The organism is Pseudovibrio ascidiaceicola (assembly GCF_900114245.1).
GTDB classification, from domain to species: Bacteria; Pseudomonadota; Alphaproteobacteria; order Rhizobiales; family Stappiaceae; genus Pseudovibrio; species Pseudovibrio ascidiaceicola.
Map to the genome: position 1 here is coordinate 171,245 of NZ_FOSK01000006.1, position 18,842 is coordinate 190,086.

Sequence of the window (18,842 nt, forward strand, 5' to 3'; positions counted from 1 at the left end):
GAAGAGTTTGTTCTAAGAACGAATCAGGCCGCGCCGATTTTCAGAAGGTCGAGTGTGCGTATGATCCCAACCGGCTTGCCATTGCTGACAATGAAGAGCGAGCTGATCTTGAGTGAGTTCATCACTTCCAGTGCTGACGGAGCCAAAAGCGTTTCTTCGATTGTTTTTGGATTATGTGTCATGACATCCTCAACTTTCATATCGAGAAAGTTCGGGCTGATATGACGGCGTAAGTCACCATCCGTGATGACGCCAATGAGTACTCCGTCATTATTGGTGATGCCAAGAACGCCAAACCCTTTTTGGGTCATCAAGACGAGAGCTTCTTTCATGAGCATACCGTTTTGAGCAACTGGCAAATGATCCCCCGTGTGCATGACATCTTTTACATGCATCAGGCTCGCACCTAGTTTGCCACCCGGATGATATACCTTAAAGTCTTGAGCCGTAAAGCCTTTTGCTTCTAAAAGAGCAATGGCGAGCGCATCTCCGAGGGCCAGCTGAATCAACGTGCTGGATGTCGGAGCCAATCCATGAGGACAGGCTTCTGGTACTTTAGGCAATGTCAGGCAGATATCAGAGGCTTGACCAAGTGCGCTAGCTGCGTTGCGGGTGAGAGCAATCAACGGAACCTTAAAGCGGCGTGTGAAGCCGAGCAGACTTGCAAGTTCCTGGGTTTCGCCAGACCAAGACAGTGCAATGACCACATCATCTTCGGTGATCATGCCAAGGTCACCGTGGCTTGCTTCGCTTGCGTGTACGAAGAAAGCGGGTGTCCCGGTGGATGCTAGCGTCGCAGCCAGTTTGGTACCAATGATACCGCTCTTGCCAATTCCAGAGACGATTACGCGGCCTTTTGAGTGAGCGATTGTCTCTACGGCTTTTGTGAAAGGTTCTGCCAAGCCGTTGGAAAGACTTGCCTGTAACGCATTGAGCGCAGCAACCTCAGTTTCGATCGTCTTTGTAGCAGAGTGTATCCACTCTTCAGCCGGACGCAGAGGACGGTCTTCATGCGTTAGAAATGATGGCATATGCATTTGGCACTACTTCTTAGCTTTGCTCTCGGGAGCACAATGACGCTTTTGCAGCAAGATTCCTGCACTAGATAAGAGTGCATTGTGAACACTCTGGGGCAAGACTTGGTTTCCCCTCTACCAAATCTTAGTCGAGAAAACAATCAGAAGTAGAGTACCTCTTTGCAAGGAAACGTTAACCATGTTCGGCGAGTGTGGGGCTTGTTGAATTTCCTTCATTTGAAGGTGGATTGCTGGAATATTTTATGTGGTTGTGCCCTGACGTTTTGAAGAGTATTCAAAACAGGTCAATTCTGATCTGTATTTTGATGCTGGGTGCATTTCCTTGGTGTTCTGCAGTTGCGCAAACCATTGATCTGGAGTTCAGGGATAGTCTCGCTTTTGAGAATGAATCGAATGCGGACTTTGAAAATCCTTCTGAAACGGATGCTGCGCCCTTTGAACAATTGATTGAAGAAGGGCGATCACACACCGCAACTCAGCCTCCCGTTTCTACTGTTAACCAGCAACTCACTGGTGCTAGTCGCAGTAGTAGGGCGGCCAAGTTTTCGGAGAGAGTCGCAGCTGTCTCGCGTCTTTCACGACCGGTTGGTGGAGGTGGGAATGCTGATGAAGGCATCTTTGATGGTGAGACTGTTCAGGACCGACCTGTTGGTATTCAGCTAGGATCGCTGCGCCTGACGCCTTCGTTTGATGCTGGGCTTGGTTGGACCGACAATGCTGAGCAGGCAAATGGTGGTACACCGGATGGGTTTTATGAAGTTGATGCGGCGGTTGGTGTGGTCTCTAATTGGGAGCGGCACGAACTCGGGTTGGAGCTTCGAGGTAGCCTTCGTGCTTTCTTCAATGAACCTGATAACAACCAACCTGTTGTCACTGGTCGTGGGAATGTACGCCTTGATCTGGGCGATCTGACAACTGCTGATATTGATGGTGTTTATTCGTTCTCGCGAGAAGAGCGTTCTTCTGCTGAGAATGAGGCGTCGACCGGGCGTACCAACTCTGTGCAGGAAATTGGTGGTCGGTTCTCGCTCAACAGACAAGTTTCATTGGTTCAGCTGCGTGGCGGTATTGGTGTTGACCGCGCAGTTTACGGCGGGCAAATGAGTAGTTCGCAGCCTCGCGATAATACTGTGTTTGATGCCACTTTGCGTACATCATTTGATACTGGAGCGGCATTTGAGCCCTATCTGGAAGGTGGGTTTCTTGTCCGGAAATACGATCAAGATTGTAACAGTGATCCATCCTGCTTCGACAGGACATCACGCGGCTATTTTGTAAAAGCTGGCGTTAGTGTTGATCGTGGGCCCAAGCTTCGGGGGCAGTTTGGGATTGGTTATCGGGCTGAGTATCTGGATGACGACCGCCTTGAAGCTTTGCAGGGACTGATTTTTGATGGAGCTTTTGTTTGGTCTCCTACACGCCGGGATACTGTGACTGTCAGTGGAGCAACCAGCTTTAGCGGAACGAACATCAGTGGAGCCTCAGGTTCAATCCTCTACGCAGGGGATGCCCGGTATGCACATCAGTTTACTCAGAATCTGGTTGGTGATGTCCAGTTTGGCTACACCTACAGGACGTATCAAGGGGTAGATATTGTTGAGCAGGAAGGATCTGGGTCCTTCGGTTTGGTGTGGGCTTTCTCCAAGGATGCAGCACTGCTTTCTCGCTACACGTTCCGAGCGTTTGAGAGTTCCACGCCAAATAGCAACTACACGAGCAGCCTCATTGAAGCTGGCCTTCGGATAAGACGTTGAATTCTTGAAGTGTTTCAGAGCGTGTTAATTTTTCAAAGACGCAACTAGTAAGAATTGACAAGCTTAAAAAGGGGTTTTGATTAAAAACGGCCTTTTTTTTACCATGGTTGACAGTCATGGCAGTAATGCCTCCGAGGGCTAAGCAAAAAGACTGCGCAAAGTGCGCCTAACAAACTCCCATTCGGGTGACCGGAGAAAGCAGTATGCGATTTTCTTCTTTGCCAGCTGTCTTGTGCGCTGGGTTTCTATTTTTCAGCAACTCCTACGCCTTTGCTCAGGGGAGTGATTTTCAAAAATGGATTGCAAGCTATAAGCGGACTGCTGTAGCTCAAGGCGTTAATGCTCAACTATACGACCGTGTCTTCAAGGGGATGACACCTGACCCGCGAATTAAGAAGAGTGCAGAGAACCAGCCTGAGTTTACGCGTGCTATCTGGCAGTATCTGGATAGTGCAGTCTCAGAAGACCGCGTGCTCCATGGGCGTCGTATGGTGGATGAATGGTCTGGCTGGCTTGATAGGATTGAGGCTAAATATGGCGTGAACCGCCATGTGGTGCTGGCGATTTGGGGAATGGAAAGTTCGTATGGGCGTATTCTCGACAATACATCGATTGTTCGTTCAACGCCTCGTGCTCTAGCTACGCTGGCCTATAATGGTGGTCGTCGCGGGAAGTATGCGCGCAAACAGCTGATTGCTGCTCTTAAGATCCTTCAAAATGGTGATGTTTCGCCTGCGCAGATGCGGGGGTCCTGGGCGGGTGCCATGGGACATACCCAGTTCATTCCAACAACTTACCAAGCTTATGCAGTTGATATCACAGGCGATGGTAAAAGAGATATCTGGAATAGCATTCCTGATGCATTGGCTTCAACAGCAGCCTATCTCAATAAGATGGGTTGGCAGTCCGGGCAGACCTGGGGCTATGAAGTTACTCTGCCGAAAAACTTTAATTACCGCTTGAGCAACCAACGTAAGCAGCAATCTGTTGCTAACTGGGGCAAATTTGGTGTGAAGCGAGCAAATGGTTCGAAGTTCCCACGTGGAGCTGACATGGCGCGGCTTTATACACCTGCGGGAGCTAATGGCCCTGCGTTCCTGTTGCTCAAAAACTTCTACGTGATCAAACGCTACAACAACTCTAGTGCTTATGCGCTTGGAGTTGGGCACCTTTCTGATCGTTTACTCGGGCTTTCTGGGTTTGCTGTGGAATGGCCGCGCGGCGATCGCCCTTTGACATTTAGCGAGAAAAAAGCGTTGCAGAAGGGGCTTTCCGATAAGGGTTATAAACCTGGGGCTGTAGATGGAAAGATTGGCCAAAGAACCCGTCAGGCTATTCAGGCTTATCAAAAAGCATCGGGACTGGTTCCAGATGGTCACGATTCAATAAAGCTTCTTAATAGGTTGCAAGGTAGAACATAATCGGGTTTCCTAATGGCAGGAAACCAATGCTGGTGGTTGGTTCCTGCTGGAGACTCGCGATTATGCAACGATCCTTTTTGTCCCTTATGTTTGTGGCGCTGGTAAGCCTTTGCTTTATCAGTGTTTCTGTTGTGCCCGTTGAGGTTGTAGCTCAGGTGCGAACCAACAGCACAGGCGCCCCTAAAAAAGGCAACAAGTCATTCTTTGGCTGGTTGTTTGGTGGTGGCAACAAAAGAATTGAGCAGGCGAATCCAACCAGAAAGAAGCGACGCAGAAGCACAACGCGTAAAAACCGTAGTGCTGGCGTCGCTGCAGTGAATACTCCTAAGATCGTTGAGAAAGAAAAGAGTAAGGACGCTAAGGTCCTGCTGGTCATTGGTGATGACCTGGCGATGGGATTGGCTGATGGTTTGAAGGCTGTCTATGCTGAGACACCTTCGATTAAGGTCAAAAAACTTGTCTATCCTCGAACGGGTCTTGTTGCAGATAAAAATCCGGACTGGCCGGAAGATGTGACAGCTGTGCTGAAGAGTGAAGACGTAGGTCTTGTGGTTGTTTCCCTGGGCGCACGCGATAACCAGAACATCAAGGTTGTTGGACAAGGCGTTATTGATGGGCAGCTTGCCAGCTACGCTGAAGAACTGCAGTTTCAAGGGGAAGAGTGGAAGAAAGAGTACCGCTTCAGGACAGCGTCCCTGGTTGCAGCTGTTCGGAATGAACAGTTACCTCTGATTTGGGTGGGGCTTGCTCCGGCTGAAGAGTATCTGACGAGTGCTAACTTCAGCTATCTCAATGATTTGTTCAAAGAGCAAGTTGAACCTGCTGGAGGTATCTTCGTTGATATTTGGGCTGCCTTTCAGAGTGAGGAGGGAGAGTATACGCCTCATGGCCCAGATATTACTGGTAAGCGCCGCCGATTGAGGGCGACGGACGGGGTCTACTTTACCTGGGCCGGATACCGGAAAGTTGCTTACTTTGTGGAGCGAGAAATCGCGCGCATATTTGGTAGTGCGACGGCCTTCATTTTTGAAGGTGTGAAAGATGATCCGAACTTTATTGTTCTGACTGGACGCTTAACTTCTCCCGAAACCAAGCTTATCGGACCTGACGATAAAGGCGGGAAAGCTGCAGCGGGGAGTGATCTGTTCAAACTGACTGTCTCTGGAGAAGCATTGCCAGAGGTTTCTGGTCGTGCTGACGACACGCGTTGGACCGGATTTTAATATTTGAAGTATTCTTTGCCAGTTATGCCTTGAATATTGGCTGAGATTCAGAAATGTCTGCAGAAAATTAAATTTTATCGCTGTTTTTTCGAAAATGTATGCAATTCATAGCCTCATGGTAGTGTTCTGTTTACATACATGGGTAACATTACTCACATTAAACTTATGGGTGAAGTGGGGCTATTGATGGTTACCCAACCGCATGTTTTTAAGCTATCGATGGTGGGCAAGTTTGTCTTGGTCGTATTTCTGGCCATGTCAATCATGTCACTCGGTACGCTATTTTCCTTTGTTACAATATACGATGTGTTGACGTCTGCTCTGGGAGATGAGGCGTTAAGGTCGCAGCTTATGTCTGATCATGGGCAAAGCGCGCTGGAGACGCTGCTTGTCGACAATCTTATGTACATTGTGATGGTCTGTGCACCTGTGGGGGCTCTGTTCTTTGTTGTGGCTGTTGTCATTGCAAGGGGCATGAGAAACAACATGGCTGCGTTGCAACGTGGTCTAGATGCGCTGGCTGAAGGCGCGTTGGACACTGAGATCAAGTGCATAGAGCGGGGGGATGAGATTGGTGCAATTGCTCGTTCTATTGCCCAGTTCCGTGTTGTGCTGAAAGATAAAGCTGAAGCTGATGCAAAAGCCAAGATACAGCAGGAGCTGGAACTGGCAGATGCACGCAAGCATGCCTTAGCCAGCGTTGCACAGGAGTTTGAGGCTTCAGTTGGTCATGTTGTGCATGATTTGCTGGAGATCAGTCAGGCCGTGGAGACACGCTCCAGAGAGTTGGATGCAAGTGTGCAAGGAGCCCACAGTGCCATGACATCTTCCAGTGATGTGGCGCAAACCACGCAAACCTCCGTGAAAGCATTGGCTGAAGCGGCAGAAGGTGTGTCGCGTTCTTCGGGGATGATTGGCGATAACACTACACAGGCTGCCCGCTTTGCGCAGGATGCAGCAGTGCATGCGCATAAGACCAATGAGATTGTCGGGCGATTGGCGGAAAGTGGGAAGGCGATTGGTGAGGTGATTGAGCTGATTGATCAAATCGCTGACCAGACCAACCTATTGGCGCTGAATGCGACAATTGAAGCGGCGCGTGCAGGGGAAGCTGGGCGTGGCTTTGCTGTGGTCGCAAGTGAGGTGAAGAACCTTGCTGGTCAAACCTCCAAAGCGACTGAGGAGATTTCTACGCAGGTTGAGTCGGTGCAAAAGGTTGCTGAGCAAGCTGTGATAGCAATCCGTTCAATCGGTGAGACGATTGAGCAGATCAACTCCTTGTCGACTGGCATTAATGAAGCTGTTGGTGATCAGAAGCAGGCAACTGAAGATATTTCCCGAGATCTGAATAGCGCGCACTTGAATGTGTCACAGGTCGCGACAGACATGCTGGATCTGGACAGTGAGTTTCAGGGAACAAAAGATGCTTCGAATGATCTGCATCAGGCTGCTGGAAAATTGGGTCATCTCTCCGAGAACTTGCGGGCTGAAGTTGCCAGTTTCCTTGAGAACGTGAAAGCTGCCTAAGCAGCTTTCAACTCCTAAGGGAGAAGCGATCAAACAGTGAAAATTAGAGATTGCGTCGTGAGTTGTTATGGAGATCAGGCCACTTTTTGAATCTTCTAATCAAAGGTTCTAAGTTCTATACAGAAGCGCCAGATGTGAGATGAAAAGAAAGTATCACTCAAAAAAGGAGGGGGCTTTTGCCGGTAATCGTGCAAACTGACACTAGCAGGGTAATGTTTGCCGAAGGAAGTGTTCAAAAACGCACCAGTCCTCAGAGTGACACTTTATTTTCATCCAACAGTTGAGGTGCGCTACACTCAGATCTTCCTGTTTGGAGACCTTCTTTTTTCGTTTAAACACAACGTCCTGACAAGCATCGAATGCTCTCTCATCGATTGTAGTAATTACGCTGTCTGTAGTCCGTTACGCCAAAGTGTGCCTTCGTGACGTTCAAGCTCTGGAAGACATGGAGAAAGACGGAATCAAAATGGCCTGAGACATGTTCGAGAGTTCAAAGACACGGTGTGTCGCTCGGACCGCATTTTTGCCATAACCGCTGATGTAACAAGGACATCTTCCATACTTGTGAATTTTCGAACATTCTGCGGCGGCTTCCGTTGGTAATTGCACGGGGTAGATTACCGCTCGACTGTGAAATGAAGTTCTAACCGAAAATGCCTACACGACGAAGGAGCCGTGGATGTTTCCTGTACCGTTGGACGCTGTAATATTTGATATGGATGGGTTGCTGCTAGACACTGAAAGGCTTTATCGGTCGGCCATCTTCGGTGCATGCGAGGACCTTGGTCATAACATGCATGATATTCTTCATCTCAGCTTGATCGGCTCTCCTAAAGAAATAGGGGACGCGAAGCTGAAGGCGCACTTCGGCGATGAATTTGCGATCGATAAATACCATGAAAAATGTCGGGATCGGTTTCGCGCCTTGTGCGCGAAGAATATTCCATTGCGCCCGGGTGCAAGCGAAATACTTGATTGGTTGAAAGAGTTTAACATTCCGCGAGCCGTAGCCACCTCCACCCCTCGAGCGCTGGCTCTAGATCATCTGGACAAAGCGGGGATCATTGATCGAATTGATGCTGTCGTAACCCGAACGGATGTCGAATTCGGCAAGCCGCATCCTGAGACTTTCTTAAAGGCTGCTGCCGCAGTGGGCGGCCGACCTTCACAATGCCTTGCTTTGGAGGATTCCCATACCGGTATCCGTGCGGCTACCGCCGCAGGCATGGTCACGGTCATGGTGCCAGATTTATTGAAGCCAACGGAGGAAATCCGATGTCTGGGCATTTCTGTCGTTGAGGGCCTTGATTGCTTGCTTTCAGAATTGCGGTCCAGTGTCGACCTGTCTGAGCGGCATTGCCATCTATGAACTCACCCTGGATTTGTGGGAGTTTAAATTTTGTCCTGGAAATGTTGAGTGATTGATAAAGGGCATTTTCCAAAAACTTATCCCCCTTACGCAAATATGCCCTCATACTAATTCTATGCCCACGTGACGGGCTGCTGGCGGGCCGTCCGTCGGTGTGTCGTGGGCTGGGTGGGGCTTTTGTGAGGGGTAACGCATCTTGCAAAGGTCCGGTGGAACCGATTTTCAGGCGTGACTGCATGGTCTGAGAGGAAGGACCCAAGCCTGAAGGGCATCACGCAGTGGCATTTGCTGGTCAGAGCGGTAGATGTCAGAGGCAATGGACCTGTTTGGATGGGGAAACTTATCCGGGCAAAGCCGTTGTCTTTCCGGGAAACCGGCTATCGTGTCTTTCAGGATAAGAGGCGATGTTGTCCATATCAAAATGCCCGGGCAAGGCACGTAGCCAATGCCAAAGACTCATCTCTAACAAGTAGCGCAGGTGTTGCCTGCTGCCTTGCTCATCCCGACCTTCGGGAACTCTCGTTTCACCACTGCATGGGAAGCCATGCGGTGCTTTTAGTGCTTGCAAGTTCAACTCAGAATGTATGAGTGAGAAAGAGTGGAGCAATATCAAAAAGCCCCGGAAAGCGGGGCTTTCCGGGGCTTTGTTGTTTGATTGTCCGCTAAAGCAGTTCGCATTTAGATTGAAACATCTGAACTGCTTTAGCCTTTGTTTTTGCGTATCTTTATCCGAAAATCGGGTCCCACTTTTTGGCGATACGCTGTGTTTAGCGTGGCAGGTTGGAGGAACCTGTCAGGAACTCGTCGATTGAACGAGCCGCCTGACGACCTTCGCGAATAGCCCAGACCACAAGTGACTGGCCTTTGCGCACGTCACCTGCTGCAAAGACCTTTTTGATGGAGGTCTTGTAGTCTTCGGTGTTGGCTTTCACGTTTGTACGTGGGTCAAGTTCCAGGTCGTCACCTGCTTCTTTGACGTAAGTTTCCATGTTTGGGCCAGAGAAGCCAATAGCTGCAAGAACAAGATCTGCTTTGAGAATGAACTCGGTTCCTTCAATCGGAACACGTTTTTCATCCACACGAGCACATTTCACGCCTGTCACGTGACCGTCCTCATCGCCTACGATTTCGAGCGTTGCCGCGGAGAACTCACGTTCTGCACCTTCCGCCTGAGAGGTAGAAGTACGGAACTTTGTCGGCCAGTATGGCCAGAACTGGTTCTTATCTTCCTTCAGTGGCGGCATTGGACGGATGTCCATCTGAGTTACAGACAAAGCACCCTGACGGAAGGAGGTGCCAACGCAGTCAGATGCGGTGTCACCACCACCGACAACAACGATGTGTTTGCCGCCAGCCCAGTATGGCTCTTCGCCCGATACATCTTCACCACCAACGCGGCGGTTTTGTTGCACGAGGAAAGGCATTGCATACATAGCGCCTTTGAGGTCCATGCCCGGAATGCCCGGATCACGCGGACGTTCTGCACCAGTGCAAAGCAGTGTTGCGTCGTGACGTGTGTGGATCTCTTCAAACTCTACGTCTTTGCCGATTTCACAGCCGTAGTGGAAGGTTACACCTTCTCCTTCCAACTGTTCTACGCGGCGGTCGATGTAGTGTTTTTCCATCTTAAAGTCTGGAATACCGTAGCGCAGCAAGCCGCCAGCACTTGGTTCACGCTCATAAACATGAACTGTGTGACCAGCACGAGCCAACTGTTGAGCTGCCGCCATGCCTGCAGGGCCAGACCCAATAACCGCAACAGTTTTACCTGTCTTGGTGGCTGCTGGTTCCGGCTTGATCCAACCTTCCTTGAAGGCGCGATCTACAATTGCCTGCTCGACAGTTTTAATCGCAACCGGAATGTCTTCCAGATTAAGCGTACAAGCTTCCTCACATGGTGCCGGACAAATGCGTCCGGTGAAATCAGGGAAGTTGTTGGTTGAGTGCAGATTGCGTGATGCTTCTTCCCAGTCGCCAGCGAACACCAGATCGTTCCAATCGGGGATCTGGTTGTTTACCGGACATCCTGCTGGGCCGTGACAAAACGGGACACCACAATCCATACAACGAGCTGCCTGACGCTCCACTTCCGGCTGCGAGAGCGGAACTGTGAATTCGCGAAAATGGCGGATGCGATCTGATGCCGGCTGGTAATTTTGCTCCTGCCGGTCGATCTCCAAAAAGCCAGTTACCTTACCCATGTCTTCCCCTCTTATTCCGCAGCCGCGAGGCCCAGACGCGCTGCTTTCATTTCCTGAAGCGCGCGACGGTATTCAACCGGCATAACTTTCACAAACTTCGGACGCCAGTTCTCCCAGTCATTCAGAATATTCTGAGCTTTGGTGGAACCAGTATACTTCACGTGGTTTTCAAGAATGAGACGCAGACGTTCGTCGTCGTGGCGTGTCATGTCAGCTGACAGATCCACACGTCCTTTGTACTCGATGTCGCCACCATGGTGATGCAGCTTTTCGAGCAGGTCATCTTCTTCTTGCACGGGCTGAATGTCTACCATTGCAAGGTTACAACGGGAGCCGAAGGTACCATCCTCGTCCAACACGTAAGCAACACCACCGGACATACCTGCTGCGAAGTTACGGCCAGTTTGTCCGATTACAACAACAACACCGCCGGTCATGTATTCACATCCGTGGTCACCAACACCTTCAACAACCGCAGTTGCTCCGGAGTTACGAACCGCGAAACGCTCACCGCCGACACCGCGGAAATACACTTCACCGCTGGTTGCTCCGTAAAGAACGGTATTTCCAACAATGATGGAGTTCTCCGGTACGATGCGTGTGTTCTCTGGAGGACGTACGATAATGCGACCACCTGCGAGGCCTTTGCCTACGTAGTCGTTTGCGTCGCCTTCAAGATCAATCGTCACACCTTTGGCAACAAAGGCGCCAAACGCCTGACCAGCCGTACCTGTCATCGAGATATGGATGGTGTCGTCTTTGAGACCTTTTGCGCCGTAGCGTTTAGCAATCTGACCAGAAAGCATTGCGCCAACAGACCGATCAACAGACTTGATTTTCGCTGGGAACTCAATTTTTTCTTTGCTTTCCAGCGCTGGCATTGCATTGCGAATGAGCTCACGGTCCAGAACATCGTTGATTGGATGCTCTTGAAGCTGTGACCAGCGACTTTCTTCCTGGGTCGCATCTGGACGATAGAAGATCCTTGAGAAATCAAGGCCTTCAGACTTCCAGTGGTTGATTGCAGTTTCTTTGTCGAGCATGTCGGAGCGACCAATAATGTCGTCCAGTTTTCTGACGCCGAGTTCCGCCATCAAGCCGCGAAGTTCTTCAGCAACATAGAAGAAGTAGTTGATGACGTGTTCTGGAGTGCCCTTAAAGCGCTTCCGCAGAACCGGGTCCTGGGTCGCAATACCAACCGGGCAGGTGTTGAGGTGACACTTACGCATCATCAAGCAACCAGCTGCGATTAGTGGAGCGGTTGAGAAGCCGTATTCATCAGCACCGAGAAGCGCGCCAACAAGCACGTCACGGCCTGTACGAAGACCACCATCCACCTGCAAAGCGATACGGGAGCGCAAGCCATTGAGAACGAGCGTTTGCTGGGTTTCAGCAAGACCCATTTCCCATGGAGAACCAGCGTGTTTCAAAGAAGTGAGCGGAGATGCACCTGTGCCGCCGTCAAAGCCAGAGACCGTGATGTGGTCTGCTCGTGCTTTAGCAACACCTGCTGCAACTGTTCCAACACCAACTTCAGACACCAACTTGACGGAGATATCTGCCTCTGGATTCACGTTCTTCAGATCGTAGATTAGCTGTGCCAGATCTTCGATTGAATAGATGTCGTGATGCGGAGGAGGTGAGATCAAGCCTACGCCTTGTGTGGAGTGACGTGTCTTTGCGATCACGGCATCCACTTTATGGCCCGGCAGCTGTCCGCCTTCACCCGGCTTTGCACCTTGAGCGACCTTAATCTGGATCATGTCAGAGTTGACCAGATATTCGGTTGTCACGCCAAAGCGGCCTGAAGCAACCTGCTTGATCGCAGAACGCATTGGGTTTGGAGATCCATCCGGCAGTGGGTTGAAGCGTTCGGCTTCTTCGCCACCTTCACCGGTATTGGATTTACCGCCAATCTTGTTCATAGCAATCGCAAGCGATGTATGAGCTTCGCGAGAGATTGAGCCGAAAGACATTGCACCCGTTGAGAAGCGCTTGACGATGTTTTCTGCAGACTCAACTTCATCGATGTTGACTGGACGGCGTCCCAGTTCTTCTGCTGATTTGATGCGGAACATGCCACGGATTGTATAACGGCCAGAGGCTTCGTTTACTTCCTTGGCGAATTCCAGATACTTTTCAGGCAGATTGTTACGAACTGCATGCTGAAGAGTGGCGATGCTGTCCGGGGTCCACATGTGGTTTTCGCCACGGGTCCGGTAGGCATACTCACCGCCAACATCCAGCGAGCGACGCAGAACAGGAATGTCCTCAAACGCATCGTGATGACGAACAACAGTCTCTGCAGCAACTTCTTTCAGGCCGATGCCTTCGATGGTTGTTGCTGTGCCGAAGAAGAATTTTTCTACAAACTCTGAGTTTAGGCCAACCGCATCAAAAATCTGCGCACCACAGTAAGACTGATAGGTGGAGATGCCCATCTTAGACATGACTTTGAGCATGCCTTTGTTGATGGCTTTGATGTAGCGAGAGACCACTTCATGCTCATCCACTTCCTCAGGGAAAGACCCTTCAGAATGCATTGAGCGGATTGTTTCGAATGCGAGGTATGGGTTGATTGCCTCTGCACCGTAACCGGCCAGAACGCAGAAGTGATGAACTTCGCGTGCTTCACCCGTTTCAACCACAAGACCCACTGAAGTACGAAGACCTTTGCGGATCAGATAGTTATGAACGGCAGCTGTCGCCAGCAGTGCAGGGATTGCGATACGGGCACGTGAGATCACACGGTCAGACAGGATGATGATGTTGTAACCACCATGAACTGCCTTTTCAGCGCGGGCACACAGGCGTTCCAGAGCATCTTCCATACCCTCGGTACCCTTCTCAGCAGAGTAGGTGATGTCGAGGGTTTTGGTTTGGAACTGATTGTCTTCAATATCACCAATGGCGCGGATCTTTTCCAGATCAGCATTGGTGAGAATCGGCTGACGCACTTCCAGACGCTTGGAGGTCGAAAGACCTTTTAGATCAAACAGGTTTGGGCGCGGTCCGATGAAGGACACGAGGCTCATCACCAACTCTTCACGGATCGGATCGATCGGTGGGTTGGTGACCTGCGCAAAGTTCTGCTTGAAGTAGGTATACAGAAGCTTGGATTTGTCTGAGAGGACGGACACAGGTGTGTCAGTACCCATAGAACCCAGTGCTTCCTGACCAACGGTTGCCATTGGCTGCATGAGAAGCTTGATGTCTTCCTGCGTGTAACCAAAAGCTTGCTGACGGTCGAGAAGGGTTTCACCAGCAACCGGCGCGCGCTCGCGAACGGATGGCAGATCTTCAAGAACCATCTGGGTGCGGTGAAGCCAGTCTTTATAAGGGTTGGCAGTGGAGAGTTGGCGCTTGATTTCTTCGTCAGAAACAATGCGGCCCTCTTCCAGATCGATCAGAAGCATTTTGCCCGGCTGGAGACGCCATTTCTGGATGATCTTCTCTTCTGGAATGTCGAGAACCCCAACTTCAGAAGACATAACCACAAAGTCATCATCCGTGACGATGTAGCGGGCAGGGCGCAGACCGTTACGGTCAAGTGTCGCGCCAATCTGACGACCGTCTGTGAAGGCTACTGCTGCAGGGCCGTCCCATGGTTCCATGATAGAGGCATGGTACTGATAGAAAGAGCGACGGTTTTCGTCCATCAGCGGGTTACCGGCCCATGCTTCCGGGATCAGCATCATAGCTGCATGCGCAAGGGAATAGCCGCCAGTGGTGAGGAATTCCAATGCGTTATCGAAACATGCTGTGTCAGACTGGCCTTCGTAAGAGATAGGCCACAGCTTATTGATGTCGTCACCAAATGCTGGAGAAGACACAGACGCCTGACGGGCTGCCATCCAGTTTACGTTGCCGCGCAGGGTGTTGATTTCACCGTTGTGAGCAACCATCCGGTATGGGTGAGCCAGATCCCACGATGGGAAAGTGTTGGTTGAGAAGCGCTGGTGAACCAACGCCAATGCAGAGACGAACCGTTCGTCGCGCAAATCGTCATAGTAGGCGCCAAGCTGGTAAGCGAGGAACATGCCCTTATAAACGATTGTGCGGCTTGAGAAGGAAACGACGTAGAAGCCTTTTTCTACGCCCTCGGATTTCTCGCGTACGACGTTGGAGATTACTTTGCGCAGGATAAAGAGGCGGCGCTCAAGAATATCACCATCAGTATTGTCTGGTAGTGTTACAAACAATTGGCGGGATACAGGTTCAGTTGCTGCAATATCCGGTGCTTTGGACAAAGAAGAATTGTCGACCGGAACATCACGCCAGCCTAATACTTCAAGACCTTCATCAGAAACACATTCCGCAACGATGCTTTCGCACTGCTCGCGGAGCTTTTTATCTTGTGGAAGAAAGAAGAACGCAACGCCGTACTCGCCAGCGTCTGGAAGATCGAATCCGATCTTCGTGCATTCTTCTTTGAAAAACTCGTGTGGGACCTGGGTCAGCATACCTGCACCGTCGCCCATCAATGGGTCGGCGCCAACTGCGCCGCGGTGGGTCAGGTTTTCAACGATCTGCAGGCCGCTTTGTACCACGTGGTGAGATTGTGCGCCTTTGAGGTTAGCTATAAAGCCGACGCCACAGGCATCGTGCTCTTTGGCTGGATTGTAAAGCCCCTCAGTGGCAGCAGTGCGGAGTTTTTCCGTAACGGTGCCTGTGGTGGTAGCTCGGGTTTTCATAGGTTCCCCCCCACTCATATGCATCGTGTTTCCTCCTTTTTCTGCCATTTTTGGCCTCACTTTCGCTCATCTCAATGTGACTGGTTAAGGTCACTTCCTCGTTCGGGTCGCGGGGAGGTCTTCCTCGCGGCTCGTTCGAAGCCCCGGCACGGCTTGCCCCGGATCTGTCGAATGAAGCACGGCCTCTTTATACATAGGGCCGCCCATTCGGAGTTTCCTCCGATCTATCTTACCCCTTTGGCGAGTGCATTGCGATATGTCCGCATGGCACACATTTGGGGGAGAATGTCGCGGCGTTGGGAACGCGCCTACATCCTTCTCTTTTGCGTTGTGTGGATCTCTTAGGTGGATCGCTTGGAAGCTGTCTTCCAGATTGTCATCAACGCATGCGGTATAATAAGGACAGCACTCCTGTCCTTTTCCGCGTCGCGAACATGCCAGATTTCAGAGGGTAGAGCAAGAGCGTTTCAGAAAGTCTTTATTTCTATTCTTTTAATTTTATTAGGCCGATTGTCGCATTGGCATCTAAAACTCAAGTTAGATGCAATAATATTTCAACTATTCACGAACCTGTGAGGACGATGATCTCATTTTATTGATTTAATCGCGTGAAAATAACATGTGTTTGATTTCCCATTGATCGAGTTTTTTGTCAGAACTGTCTTCAGAGGCGAACCAAACCTGTTGAACACATCGCCGAATTTCAATTGAGGAGTTTTGAAATGTCCAAAAAAACGTTGTCCGCTGCTGTACTTGCAACCGCTGTTACTGCTGCTGTAGCTGGTGCGAACATTACTGTTGCTGAAGCTGCTTCTAAGGAAAAATGTTACGGCGTTTCCCTTGCTGGTGAAAACGACTGTAAAGCGGGCGCTGGCACCACTTGTGCAGGTACTTCCACTGTTGACTATCAGGGCAATGCTTGGACCCTCGTACCAACCGGTACATGTGAATCCATTGAAGTCCCAGGTGACCGTAAAGGTTCTTTGAAAGAACTTTCCCGCGATCTGCCTCACTAATCGCTTTAGTTTAAAATATACTGCGTTGCACCGGGGCGGGTTTTCCTCCTCCGGTGTTTCTTTAAGAAGAAGTCATAATATAGAACGAGGTACTGATATGTGCGCGCAAAGAGTCAATGCAAAACTACCTGCACGAGGTGGCGTGGGCTTAAAAGCTGATCATTATCATCGTATTCTCAATGACAAACCTGATATGGGCTTCTTCGAAATTCACGCGGAAAACTATATGGGTGCCGGTGGTCCTCCACACGGTTACCTTGAGGCGATCCGTCGTGATTATCCTATCTCTCTTCATGGTGTCGGGTTGTCTATTGGTGGTGCTGATCCACTGAACAAGGAGCACCTTTCTCGTGTGAAAGATGTTGCTGACCGGTACGATCCGGGTCTTTTCAGTGAGCATCTGGCCTGGTCAACGCACGACACCGAGTATTTCAATGATCTTCTGCCTCTGCCTTACACTGAGGTGACATTGCAGCAAGTTGTTGATCATATTGATGAGGTGCAGACTTTCGTTGGTCGTCAGATGTTGCTTGAAAACCCAAGTGCTTATGTGATCTTCAAGGAAAGCACTTATGAAGAAACTGAGTTTCTTCGTGAAATTGTAAAACGAACTGGCTGCGGATTGCTGCTGGACGTGAACAATGTCTTTGTTTCTGCGACGAACTCTGGTGGTTCTCCTGAAGATTATGTGGACCGATTCCCGGTTGAACATGTTCAGGAAATTCACCTTGGCGGGCATGCGCCAGAAACAGACGAGCTGGGCTATCCTCTTCTAATCGATGCACATGATCGTAAAGTTGCTGATCCTGTGTGGTCGCTTTATGCGCGGACAATTGATCGGACTGGACCTCAACCAACTCTTATTGAATGGGATGCGAATATTCCGACCTGGGATATCCTCGCTTATGAAGCTGAGCAGGCGGATGTGGTGATCCAATCCCACATCGAAGCGCAGGCCAAAGCTTCTGAGATGCGGGGTGATCATGTCCCAAGCGCCTGATAGCATTAAGGAAAAGATTGCGTTGAAAGGTTTTGGCGTTCCTTTGCAGGATTTGCAGTCAAACATGCAAGGTTTTGACATGTTTTCTGATGGGCTGATGAATCCAGCCGTCCCTGTACCCGATGGGGTTGTGGGGCGTGATGGTCATCCTTCTGAGAAGCGTTATGGGGTTTACCGAAACAACGTGATGGCGAGCTTGATTGATGCGATGGCTGCCAACTTTCCCGCAGTGCATGATCTGGTCGGGCGTGATTACTTCCGGGCACTTGCTGCGGAGTTCGTGCGCAAGCATCCACCAGAGCAGCCGGTACTTAGTGAGTTTGGGGGCAAGTTCTCCGAGTTCATTGGGGCGTTTCCTCCCCTTGCAGATTATCCATATCTGAAAGACGTCGCAGCGCTGGAGTGGGCATGGTTGCGTGTGTACCACGGGCCGAATGCGACGCCTGTTGCGCCGGATGTATTATCCAAGATTGATCCAGCAAAACTGGGGGATGCGGTGTTTACGCCGATCCCTGCACATAGACTGATTTACTCCCGTTTTCCGCTTAGCGAGATCTGGAAACAGAACCGCTCGGAAGACGTGGGAGGTGTCACGCCTGAGGCTGATCAAGTGATTTTGATTTGCCGACCTGACATGGACGTGACACTGACCGGACTGGCTCAGGACGTAGCGGCATTCGCCGATTTATTGTTCTTTGGCAAGACATTGGGGGAAGCTGCGGAAGCAGTTTCATCCTCTTACAAATTCTTTGATCTGTCGCAGGCATTGGGCTGCCTGCTGAGCGCACGCGTGTTCGCGAGCGTGGACGTCAAAGCTTAATATTGATTGCGAGGGGCCGGGCGGTAAGGCCCCCGAGTGGTGGAAAGCACCAGAGGAGGAATCCGATGAGAATGCTTGTAAATTTATATCAGGGCGTATTTGGCTGGCTGGAGCGTGTAACTGAAGGCTGGTTTCTTGGCCTGTCTGCGCGTTTTCTTTTCGCAGGCGTCCTATTTATGTACTTCTGGAATTCAGCGCTGACCAAGTTTGGTGATGGTGCGCTTGGGTTCCTGTTCCCTTCAACCGGTGCATATGCGCAGATCTTGCCGCATATTACCGAGGCGGCTGGGTACGATATTTCTCAGATCTCGTTTTTTCCCTATGGCCTGATTGTGCTTTTGGGAACATGGGGTGAAGTGATCATTCCGGTGCTTATTGTTGTGGGCCTGTTTACTCGTGCCGCAAGCATTGGTTTCATTGGCTTTGTGATTGTTATGTCTATCGTGGACGTGGTTGGTCATGGTGTTGATATGCCGACAATTGGTGCGCTGTTTGACCGTCATCCGTCTGCTCTGATCTTTGATCAGCGCGCACTGTGGATCTTCCTGGCAACTGTGCTTGTGATCCGTGGTCCTGGAGTGTTCTCGTTGGATTGGGTGTTGGGCAAATGGTTCGGCATTCATCACGAAACGGGTATTTCAGATACGAAAAGCCACGCATGAGGCTTATATTGAGAGCCTGATAGAGTTATAGGTTTTCATTCAGATATTGGAGCGTGTCACTGATGAAGTGATGCGCTCTTTTTCGTTTGTGTATATGACTAGAGCTTGCGCAGACTGA

The 18,842-nt window shown here is 50.4% G+C and carries 12 protein-coding genes; 9 read left to right on the forward strand and 3 right to left on the reverse strand.

Features of this window, described 5'->3' with window-relative positions; all coding sequences use genetic code 11:
- Positions 1-23: 23 nt before the first annotated feature.
- Complete coding sequence (locus BM231_RS13040; RefSeq protein WP_093519998.1) at positions 24-1,037, reverse strand: KpsF/GutQ family sugar-phosphate isomerase; 1,014 nt, start codon at positions 1,035-1,037, stop codon at positions 24-26.
- 305 nt (positions 1,038-1,342) lie between these two features.
- Between BM231_RS13040 and BM231_RS13045 the strand changes: the two genes are divergently transcribed.
- From BM231_RS13045 to BM231_RS13065, 5 genes are all read left to right on the forward strand, one after another.
- On the forward strand, positions 1,343-2,791 hold the full coding sequence (locus tag BM231_RS13045; RefSeq protein WP_208860330.1) for an outer membrane beta-barrel protein: 1,449 nt from the start codon (positions 1,343-1,345) through the stop codon (positions 2,789-2,791).
- A 203-nt stretch (positions 2,792-2,994) separates the two neighbouring features.
- Positions 2,995-4,212, forward strand: coding sequence for a lytic murein transglycosylase (locus BM231_RS13050; protein WP_093520002.1), 1,218 nt, complete (start codon positions 2,995-2,997; stop codon positions 4,210-4,212).
- A gap of 62 nt (positions 4,213-4,274) precedes the next feature.
- Positions 4,275-5,435 carry an SGNH/GDSL hydrolase family protein gene (locus tag BM231_RS13055; protein ID WP_208860331.1) on the forward strand — a complete coding sequence of 387 codons (1,161 nt, stop codon included), beginning with the start codon at positions 4,275-4,277 and terminating at the stop codon, positions 5,433-5,435.
- A gap of 351 nt (positions 5,436-5,786) precedes the next feature.
- Positions 5,787-6,962 (forward strand): methyl-accepting chemotaxis protein, encoded by a 1,176-nt coding sequence (locus tag BM231_RS13060; RefSeq protein ID WP_208860332.1) that lies wholly within the window; start codon positions 5,787-5,789, stop codon positions 6,960-6,962.
- 679 nt (positions 6,963-7,641) lie between these two features.
- A complete protein-coding gene (locus BM231_RS13065; protein ID WP_093520008.1) occupies positions 7,642-8,331 on the forward strand; it encodes an HAD family hydrolase in 690 nt (229 codons plus the stop codon).
- Between the two features lie 767 nt (positions 8,332-9,098).
- Here BM231_RS13065 and BM231_RS13070 read toward each other — a convergent pair.
- Positions 9,099-10,532 (reverse strand): glutamate synthase subunit beta, encoded by a 1,434-nt coding sequence (locus BM231_RS13070; protein ID WP_093520010.1) that lies wholly within the window; start codon positions 10,530-10,532, stop codon positions 9,099-9,101.
- A gap of 11 nt (positions 10,533-10,543) precedes the next feature.
- The gene (gltB, locus tag BM231_RS13075) at positions 10,544-15,226 is read right to left on the reverse strand and encodes a glutamate synthase large subunit (protein ID WP_093520248.1); all 4,683 of its coding nucleotides are present in this window, start codon (positions 15,224-15,226) and stop codon (positions 10,544-10,546) included.
- A gap of 722 nt (positions 15,227-15,948) precedes the next feature.
- Here gltB and BM231_RS13080 point away from each other — a divergent pair.
- The 4 genes from BM231_RS13080 to BM231_RS13095 all read left to right on the forward strand — a co-directional run bounded on the left by BM231_RS13080 (position 15,949) and on the right by BM231_RS13095 (position 18,724).
- On the forward strand, positions 15,949-16,242 hold the full coding sequence (locus BM231_RS13080; RefSeq protein ID WP_093520012.1) for a BufA1 family periplasmic bufferin-type metallophore: 294 nt from the start codon (positions 15,949-15,951) through the stop codon (positions 16,240-16,242).
- 97 nt (positions 16,243-16,339) lie between these two features.
- Complete coding sequence (gene bufB, locus BM231_RS13085) at positions 16,340-17,242, forward strand: MNIO family bufferin maturase (RefSeq protein WP_093520014.1); 903 nt, start codon at positions 16,340-16,342, stop codon at positions 17,240-17,242.
- A complete protein-coding gene (locus BM231_RS13090) occupies positions 17,226-18,062 on the forward strand; it encodes an HvfC/BufC N-terminal domain-containing protein (RefSeq protein WP_093520016.1) in 837 nt (278 codons plus the stop codon). Before bufB ends, BM231_RS13090 begins: the two co-directional genes overlap by 17 nt.
- A 71-nt stretch (positions 18,063-18,133) precedes the next feature.
- Entirely contained in the window at positions 18,134-18,724 is a 591-nt protein-coding gene (locus BM231_RS13095; protein ID WP_093520018.1) for a DoxX family protein, read from the forward strand.
- Positions 18,725-18,842: the final 118 nt, after the last annotated feature.

Coding starts and splice junctions, on each gene's coding strand:
- BM231_RS13040 (WP_093519998.1), bottom strand. CDS start 1,037: ATGCATATGCCATCATTTCTAACGCATGAAGACCGTCCTCTGCGTCCG.
- BM231_RS13045 (WP_208860330.1), top strand. CDS start 1,343: ATGCTGGGTGCATTTCCTTGGTGTTCTGCAGTTGCGCAAACCATTGAT.
- BM231_RS13050 (WP_093520002.1), top strand. CDS start 2,995: ATGCGATTTTCTTCTTTGCCAGCTGTCTTGTGCGCTGGGTTTCTATTT.
- BM231_RS13055 (WP_208860331.1), top strand. CDS start 4,275: ATGCAACGATCCTTTTTGTCCCTTATGTTTGTGGCGCTGGTAAGCCTT.
- BM231_RS13060 (WP_208860332.1), top strand. CDS start 5,787: ATGTCTGATCATGGGCAAAGCGCGCTGGAGACGCTGCTTGTCGACAAT.
- BM231_RS13065 (WP_093520008.1), top strand. CDS start 7,642: ATGTTTCCTGTACCGTTGGACGCTGTAATATTTGATATGGATGGGTTG.
- BM231_RS13070 (WP_093520010.1), bottom strand. CDS start 10,532: ATGGGTAAGGTAACTGGCTTTTTGGAGATCGACCGGCAGGAGCAAAAT.
- gltB (WP_093520248.1), bottom strand. CDS start 15,226: ATGAAAACCCGAGCTACCACCACAGGCACCGTTACGGAAAAACTCCGC.
- BM231_RS13080 (WP_093520012.1), top strand. CDS start 15,949: ATGTCCAAAAAAACGTTGTCCGCTGCTGTACTTGCAACCGCTGTTACT.
- bufB (WP_093520014.1), top strand. CDS start 16,340: ATGTGCGCGCAAAGAGTCAATGCAAAACTACCTGCACGAGGTGGCGTG.
- BM231_RS13090 (WP_093520016.1), top strand. CDS start 17,226: ATGTCCCAAGCGCCTGATAGCATTAAGGAAAAGATTGCGTTGAAAGGT.
- BM231_RS13095 (WP_093520018.1), top strand. CDS start 18,134: ATGCTTGTAAATTTATATCAGGGCGTATTTGGCTGGCTGGAGCGTGTA.